Source organism: Gluconacetobacter sp., assembly GCF_047721585.1.
Lineage (GTDB): Bacteria > Pseudomonadota > Alphaproteobacteria > Acetobacterales > Acetobacteraceae > Gluconacetobacter > Gluconacetobacter dulcium.
Genome location: NZ_JBDNXE010000160.1, coordinates 1 through 7,521, shown reverse-complemented (window position 1 = coordinate 7,521; position 7,521 = coordinate 1). Strand labels below are relative to the sequence as shown.

Here is a 7,521-nt window from a genome sequence, read left to right as displayed (position 1 = left end):
GGGCGGGGGTGAGCACCAGCAGCGGCGAGGGGGCGTCGGTCCCCAGCATGCGCACGGCGGCATCCATCCAATGCGGCACCCTGGCCGTGTCGGCGGCCGGGTAGGCGGCCCGGCGCAGCGTCTGGCGGAGCGCCAGGCCAAGGCGCGGGGCGGTGACGCAGACATCCTCGCCCAGGACCAGAACGGCGTCGGCGGATTCCATGTCGTGCAGGCTGGGATTGCGTGCGGGCGTTGCGCGCAGGAGTGCCGGGACCAGCATGGTCAGGTCGTGGTGGGGTTTGGCCAGGCCGGTTGAGAACCGGCCGGGACCTGCGAGGGCGCGCAGGGCGAAATTGGATTCCAGGGCTGCTCGTGTCGAGCCGATGCCCACGATCGGGCCGTCGGCGGCCATGGTGGCGAACCGTTCGAGTGCGGTGGCGATCGAGACGGGAACGTGGATGCCATCCTGCCGTATTGCAGGTGCGCGCAGACGTGTAGGAATGGTGGTGAAGCCGTGGCCGTACCGCCCGCGATCGCACAGGAAATAGCGATTGACCGCGTCGTGATAGCGGTTGATCACCCGGCGCACCGTGCCCTGCCGCGCATTGACGATGGTATTGCAGCCGACGGCGCAGTGCGCGCAGACGGAGGGGGCGCCGCGCATGTCCCATTTGCGGCTGTAGATCCTGGAAAAGGGTTTGTCGGTGAAGACGCCGGTGGGGCAGATTTCGACCAGATTGCCGCTGAAGGCGTTTTCCAACGCGCCGTCTTCATAGCGGCCGAAATAAAGGTCGTTGTGGGCACCGAAGGCTGCGAGATCCTCGCCGCCGGCATAATCGCGGTAGAAGCGCACGCACCGATAGCAGCCGATGCAGCGGTTCATTTCATGATTGATGAACGGCCCCAGATCCTGGTTGCGATGCGTGCGCTTGGTAAAGCGGTAGCGGCGCCGGTCATGCCCGGTCATGACCGTCATGTCCTGCAAATGGCATTCGCCGCCTTCGGGGCAGACGGGGCAGTCGTGCGGGTGGTTGGTCATCAGCCATTCGACGACTCCGGCGCGGAATTCCCGCGCCTGGGGGTCGTCGATCGACAGGATCGTGCCGTCGGTGACGGGCGTCATGCACGCCATGACGATGCGACCGGTCTTGTCGTCCGGGCCGCTGAACTGCTTGACGGCGCACTGGCGGCAGGCGCCGACCGAGCCGAGCTCGGGATGCCAGCAGAAATAAGGGAGATCGGCGCCGGCTTCCAGACAGGCTTGCAGCAGATTTTCATCCGTGCGGGCGGGGCAGGCGCGGCCGTCGATGAGGATCGTCGCCATCGTCCCGTTCCTTCTACGCGGTTTCACGCAGCGGGCAGCGCTGCTGGTGGATGTGGGCGTCGAAATCCTCGCGGAACAGCTTCAGCCCGCTGGCCAGCGGGGCCATGGCGCCGGGGGCATGGGCGCAGAAGGTGCGGCCCATCGGGCCGAGCATGCGGGCATGGTCGTGCAGGCGGTCCAGATCCTCGGGCTCGCCGGTACCGGACTCGATGGCGCCAAGCAGGCGTTCCACCCAGGGCAGGCCATCGCGGCAGGGGGTGCACCAGCCGCAGGATTCCTGGGCGAAGAAATGTTCCAGATTATGCAGCATGCCGACGGGGCAGGTGCGGTCGTCCAGCAGGATGGCAAGGCCGGTACCCAGCCGGCTGCCCGCTTTTTCCACCGTGCCATAATCCATCGTCACGTCGATCTGTCCGGCGTCGAGAAAGGCGGTGGAGGCGCCGCCGGGCAGGAAGGCGCGCAACCGGTAGCCGTCGCGCATGCCGCCGGCATGCTGCTCGATGATCTCGCGAAGCGGGGTGCCCATCGGCAGTTCCCACGCGCCTGGGCGGCGCACGCGGCCGCTGACGCCGTAGATCTTGGTGCCGCTGTCCGGGCCGAGGCCGAGCGAGAGGAACCACGCCGCGCCGTTGGTGACGATGTGCGGCAGGTTGCACAGCGTTTCGACATTGTTGACGACACTGGGCGCGCCCCACAGGCCGCCGACCTGCGGAAAGGGGGGCTTGCTGCGCGGCTGCGCCCGGCGGCCTTCAAGCGCGGTCAGCAGGGCGGTTTCCTCTCCGCAGATATAGCGGCCGCCGCTGGCGTGGACATGGATTTCGAACCCGAAACCGGAGCCGAGGATATTCTCGCCCAGCCACCCGACCTCACGGGCTTCCGCGATGGCGTGGTTCAGGCGCTCCAGCGCCAGATGGTATTCGCCGCGCAGGAAGATCACGCCATGGCCGGCCTGGATGGCGTATCCGGCGACGATCATGCCTTCGATCAGTTGCAGCGGATTGCCTTCCAGCAGCAGCCGGTCCTTGAAGGTGCCGGGTTCCATCTCGTCCGCGTTGGCGATGAGGTATTTGCGGCGGGTGGCGGCTGGGTCCCTGGGGACGAAGCTCCATTTCTGGCCGGTGCCGAAGCCCGCCCCCCCGCGTCCGCGCAGTTTCGATGCGGTGACGAGGTCGATGACCGCCTCGGGTGTCATGTCGCGCAGGGCGCGGCGCACCGCCTGCCAGCCGCCGGCGCGGCCATAGGCGGCGCAGTCGGGCGGCCCGTCCGGCAGGCCGATCATGGCGGTCAGGGGCCGTTCGGACGCATTCATGATGCGGCCCCTCGCAGGCCGTCGGCCAGCCGTTCCGCTGTTTCGGCGTCCAGGTCGCCATGCAGGGTGCGGTCCACCAGCATGGCTGGCGCGTGGTCGCAATGGCCCAGGCAGACGATGGGCAGCAGCGTGACCGCGCCGTCCGGCGTGGTTTCGCCCGGCCGGATGCCCAGCCGGGCCTGCAGGCGCGCGCAGACCGTGTCGCGGCCCATGATCCAGCACGAGACGCTGTCGCACAGCATGATGACGTGCCGTCCGACCGGGCGGCGGAAGATCAGGTTGAAATAGGTGGCGATGCCGTCGAGATCGGCCGGCGACATGCCCAGCAGGGACGCGGTTTCGACCAGGTGCGCGTCGCTGACCCAGCCGAACCGCTCCTGCACCACCGTAAGGGCGGAGACCGAGGCCGCGCGGGGCCGGTGTTCGGTGCGCGCGAGGTCGGCGATCCGCTCCCGCAGTTCGGGGGGGAGGGGCGTGTCAGCGGTCGACATCGGCCATCACGAAATCGATGCTGCCGATGATGGCGATCAGGTCGGCGATCATGGCGCCGCGGCTGATCAGCGGGATCATCTGCAAATGCGGGAAGGACGGGGTGCGGATGCGGGTGCGGTAGGACATGGTGCCGCCGTCGCTGATCAGATGATACTGGTTGAGCCCCTTGGTGGCCTCCACGCAGCCGCGCGCCTCGCCGGGCGGAATGACCGGGCCCCAGCTCACGTTCAGGAAATGATGGATCAGGGTTTCGATGTCGTGCATCGTCCGCGCCCTGGGCGGCGGCGTGGTGAGCGGGTGGTCCGCCTTGATCGGGCCGGCCGGCATGTTGTCGACGCACTGGCGGACGATGCGCAGGCTCTGGCGGATTTCGGCGATATGCACCACCACGCGGTCGTAGCAATCGCCGTTCGTGGCAGTCGGGATATCGAATGCGAGCTGGTCGTAGCAGGCATAGGGGGCCTGGCGGCGGTAATCCCATTCCAGGCCGCAGGCGCGCAGACCAGGGCCGGTGACGCCCCATTCGATCGCCTCGCGCAGCGTGTAGGCGCCAACCCCCTTGGTGCGTGCACGGAAAATACCGTTGCGCATCACCATTTTTTCGTACTCGTCGAGGCGTTTAGGCAGGTAGTCGAGGAACGTGCGGATCAGGCCGTCCCAGCCCACGGGCAGGTCCATCGCCACGCCGCCGATGCGGAAGAACGCCGGATGCATGCGAAAACCGCAGATGGCTTCGATAATCTCGAACACCCGCTCGCGGTCGGTGAACATGTAGAACACGGGCGAAAGCTGGCCCACGTCCTGGCTCATGGTGCCGTAGAAGACCAGGTGGCTGGCGATGCGGAACAGTTCGGCCAGCATCACGCGGATCATCTGCGCGCGGGGCGGAACCTGGATGCCGGCCAGTGTTTCCACCGCCATGACATAGGGGAAATTGTTCATCACGCCGCCCAGATAGTCGACGCGATCGGTATAGGGGATGTAGCTGTGCCAGGACTGCCGCTCGCCCATCTTCTCGGCACCGCGATGGTGGAAGCCGATATCGGGCACGGCATCGACGATCCGCTCGCCCTCCAGTTGCAGCACGATGCGGAAGACACCATGCACGCTGGGGTGATTGGGGCCGAGATTGAGAAACATGAAATCGGTGTTCGCCGAATGCCGGCGCATGCCCCACTGGCCGGGGTCGAAGCGCAGGGCTTCCTGCTCGCGCTTTTCCGCGTCCTCGGTCAGGCTGTAGGGCGGCATTTCGGTGGCGCGGGCGTAATGGTCCTTGCGCAGGGGGTGGCCGGTCCATGTGGGGGGCGTCAGGATGCGGCGCAGGAACGGGTGGTCGTCGAAGACGATGCCGAACAGGTCCCAGGCTTCGCATTCGTACCAGTTCGCGTTCGGCCACAGGTCGCTGATGGTGGGGGCGTGCGGGCGGTCTTCCGGCAGGGGGACTTTCACGCGCAGTTCGTCACCCGCGTTGGCGAACGAGAGCAGGTGATAGACCAGGGTGAAGGCGGATGGGGGCTGGCTGCCGCGATGCCTGCGTTCGCGCTCGTCGATCACCGTGAGATCGAGCAACATGCGGAGCGCCGTGTCCGGCTGTTTCAGGCGGGCGAGTGCCGCATGCACGTCCTGCCGCGCGATCCACACCGTCGGGACGCCGTCGCGCGTGGGCTCGATGGCCAGGATCACCGGCGTAGGGGCATGCGCCACCTGTTCGAACATGGTTTCGGACGTGCGAAGATCGGCCGGCCGGGGTGGGGTGGCCACGATCATCATCGCCTCCGTTCAGAGCGCGTCGGGGGAGCGGAGGTCGCGTGCCGCCCGGCGCGCGTCGCGTTTGGCATCGCGCATGCTGGGCGGGGTAACGCGCTCGATGCCTTGCGGGCCGACCATCCAGCTTAACGGGCGCCGCTGGGTGCCGATGGCATTCTGCAACAGCATCAGCCCTTCCAGCAGGGCATCGGGGCGGGGTGGGCAGCCGGGCACGTAGACATCGACCGGCAGAAAGGAATCCACGCCCTGGACCACGCTGTAGATATCGTACATGCCGCCCGAATTGGCGCAGGAACCCATCGAGATGACCCAGCGCGGCTCCAGCATCTGATCGTAGAGATATTTGATGATCGGCGCCATTTTCACGAATACGGTGCCGGAGATGACAATCAGGTCGGCCTCGCGCGGGGTGGCGCGCAGCACTTCGGACCCGAAGCGGGCGATATCGTATTTGCTGGTGAAGGCGGTCGCCATTTCGACATAACAGCAGGACAGGCCGAAATTGAACGGCCAGATCGAATGCTTCTGGCCCCAGGACACGAAATCCTGCAAACGGCCCATCACCAGGTTACGCCGGATCGTTTCGGTTACGCTCGGGTTCTCCGGTTGCACGGGAGGCGGTGCGTCCGTGGCCGATGTCAGGGACCAGCGCATGCTAGAGTACCTTTCGGGTCAGTCGTTGCGTCGGGCCCCATTCCAGGCCACCGCTGCGCCACAGATAGGCCAGCGCGACGGCCAGGAAGCCAAGGAACAGAAGCACCGCGGCGTAGCCCTGCCACCCGGCCTGTCGCACCACCGTGGCCCATGAGAACAGGAAGACCGCCTCGGCATCGAAGATCACGAAAAACACGGCGATCAGGTAATATTGTACCGGCAGGCGCAGATGGGCCGAACCCACGGGCAGGATGCCGGATTCGAACGGCAGGTTCATCGACGCGCCACGGGCCGGCCCGACCCGGCGGTTGCCGGTGACGGATGCCAGGGCCAGCATCACCGACAGCAGGACCGCAATGGCGATGGCGTAAAGCATCAACGGATGCAGCACACAGAAGCTACACATGGACGAGACCATCGGGTTGGTCGCGGCTACCGGGAGTGGCGATGCCGCGTGCGTCGGTGTTGGGATCGCTCAGGGGCTGTTCTGAAAATATCTATTCTGGGTCGGGAACTGATCGGTGCAGGTTGCGGCCTGCGTTTTTTTTTCTGGAAACGGTCTGTTCGAACCATAACGCGCTATGCCGGCTGAACGTGGGGTGCGGAGACCGGGTTGCTGTCCGGGTAATCTTTAACGGCGATTTAACGAAGCCGCAGGGTTGGCGGATGGCGGACTGGCCGCTTGCCCCGCCCGCCATCCGCCACCCATGGCCCGCACGAGGTCGATCCCCGCGACCAGGCGGCGGGTAACGATGGCGATCATGCCCTCGCGTGCCTGAAGTTCCGCTGTCTGGGCGATGACGACCTGAAGATAATCCACCGCGCCTTCCCGATACTGGATCGTCGCCAACTGGTTGGTGCGGGCGGCGGCGGTAATGGCTTCCTCCTGTCGCGCGGAGGCGTCGGCCAGATGGTTGAGCAGGGCAAGCTGATCTTCGACCTCGCGGAAGGCCGTGAGGGATGTTTGCCGGTAATTCGCGGCCATTTCGGCATAGGCGGCATGCATGGCCGCCAGATCGGCGAAGCGCCGGCCGCCGTCGAAGACCGCCAGTGTGGCCAGTGCCGGGCCGAGTGCCCAGACGCCTGTGCCGGCGGAGAGGAGCATGCCGGTCGTCGTCGCCGATCCGCCCGAGGCGCCGAGGGTGATGGCGGGGAAGAAAGCCGCCCGCGCGATGCCGATGCGTGCGTTGGCCGCCGCCATATGCCGCTCGGCGGCGGCGACATCCGGCCGGCGTTGCAGCAGGGCAGACGGGGCCGTGGTGGGAATGACCGGGACCGGGTCCAGCGCGCTGACCGGCGGGAGCGAGAAAAGAGAAGGTTCCTCGCCGATCAGTACCGCGATGGCATGTTCGGTCAGGGCGCGATTGGCCACCTGCTGGTCCAGTTCGGACTGTACGGAGGCCAGTTGGGTGCGGGCTCGGCCGACATCGAGTTCGCTGGCGGCGCCGCCGCTAAAGCGCGCCGTGGTCAGGTTCAATGCCGCCTGGTAGGCGCTGACCGTGCGGCGCAGCACGTCGATCCGGGCATCCAGTCCGCGTAACTGGAAATAATCCTCGGCCAGTTCGGCTTCCAGGCTGAGGCGCATGCCGGCCAGATCGTCGGCGCTGGCCTGGGCCTCGGACCGCGCGGCGGCGACGAGGTTGCGGATGCGGCCCCAGATGTCGGGCTCCCACGAGACGGTGCCCCCAGCCCTGTATGTACGATAATCGAAATAATTGCCGGTCTGGGGAAGGACGGCCCGCTCGCGCTCGGCGCTGGAGGACGCGTCGATCTGGGGAAAGAATTCGGCGCGCGCGCGTCGCACCAGGGCTCGGGCCTGATCATATCGCGCGACTGCCGCCGCGAGTTGCGGGCTGCCAAGTTCGATCCGGGTTTCCAGATCGTTCAGTCGGGTGTCGGCCATGATCGTCCACCAATCCTGGCGCGCCGATGCGTCAGACGGGTGGGCCGGGGTCCAGGGGCCGGTTTCCTTGAAGGTCGTGGGCAGGGTGGGGGA

Annotated in this window: 7 protein-coding genes; all 7 read right to left on the bottom strand. The window is 66.6% G+C overall.

What is annotated here, in order from left to right; translation table 11 throughout:
* A partial coding sequence (gene nuoG, locus ABF821_RS18790; RefSeq protein ID WP_415531183.1) for an NADH-quinone oxidoreductase subunit NuoG occupies positions 1 to 1,303 on the bottom strand: 1,303 nt, incomplete at its 3' end.
* A gap of 13 nt (positions 1,304 to 1,316) precedes the next feature.
* On the bottom strand, positions 1,317 to 2,612 hold the full coding sequence (nuoF, locus tag ABF821_RS18785; RefSeq protein WP_415531182.1) for an NADH-quinone oxidoreductase subunit NuoF: 1,296 nt from the start codon (positions 2,610 to 2,612) through the stop codon (positions 1,317 to 1,319).
* Positions 2,609 to 3,103 carry an NADH-quinone oxidoreductase subunit NuoE gene (gene nuoE / locus ABF821_RS18780; protein ID WP_415531181.1) on the bottom strand — a complete coding sequence of 165 codons (495 nt, stop codon included), beginning with the start codon at positions 3,101 to 3,103 and terminating at the stop codon, positions 2,609 to 2,611. Before nuoE ends, nuoF begins: the two co-directional genes overlap by 4 nt.
* On the bottom strand, positions 3,090 to 4,820 hold the full coding sequence (gene nuoC, locus ABF821_RS18775) for an NADH-quinone oxidoreductase subunit C/D (protein ID WP_415531184.1): 1,731 nt from the start codon (positions 4,818 to 4,820) through the stop codon (positions 3,090 to 3,092). The genes nuoE and nuoC overlap by 14 nt, the downstream gene beginning before the upstream one ends.
* A gap of 63 nt (positions 4,821 to 4,883) precedes the next feature.
* A complete protein-coding gene (locus ABF821_RS18770; RefSeq protein WP_182972839.1) occupies positions 4,884 to 5,525 on the bottom strand; it encodes an NADH-quinone oxidoreductase subunit B in 642 nt (213 codons plus the stop codon).
* A gap of 1 nt (position 5,526) precedes the next feature.
* Complete coding sequence (locus tag ABF821_RS18765) at positions 5,527 to 5,931, bottom strand: NADH-quinone oxidoreductase subunit A (protein ID WP_415531180.1); 405 nt, start codon at positions 5,929 to 5,931, stop codon at positions 5,527 to 5,529.
* 225 nt (positions 5,932 to 6,156) lie between these two features.
* Positions 6,157 to 7,521: efflux transporter outer membrane subunit (locus tag ABF821_RS18760; protein WP_415531179.1), on the bottom strand; the 1,365-nt coding region annotated here is incomplete at its 5' end.

Bases quoted from the DNA above. Each gene is read 5' to 3' on its own strand.
- nuoF (WP_415531182.1), bottom strand. From the start codon at position 2,612: ATGAATGCGTCCGAACGGCCCCTGACCGCCATGATCGGCCTGCCGGAC.
- nuoE (WP_415531181.1), bottom strand. From the start codon at position 3,103: ATGTCGACCGCTGACACGCCCCTCCCCCCCGAACTGCGGGAGCGGATC.
- nuoC (WP_415531184.1), bottom strand. From the start codon at position 4,820: ATGTTCGAACAGGTGGCGCATGCCCCTACGCCGGTGATCCTGGCCATC.
- ABF821_RS18770 (WP_182972839.1), bottom strand. From the start codon at position 5,525: ATGCGCTGGTCCCTGACATCGGCCACGGACGCACCGCCTCCCGTGCAA.
- ABF821_RS18765 (WP_415531180.1), bottom strand. From the start codon at position 5,931: ATGTGTAGCTTCTGTGTGCTGCATCCGTTGATGCTTTACGCCATCGCC.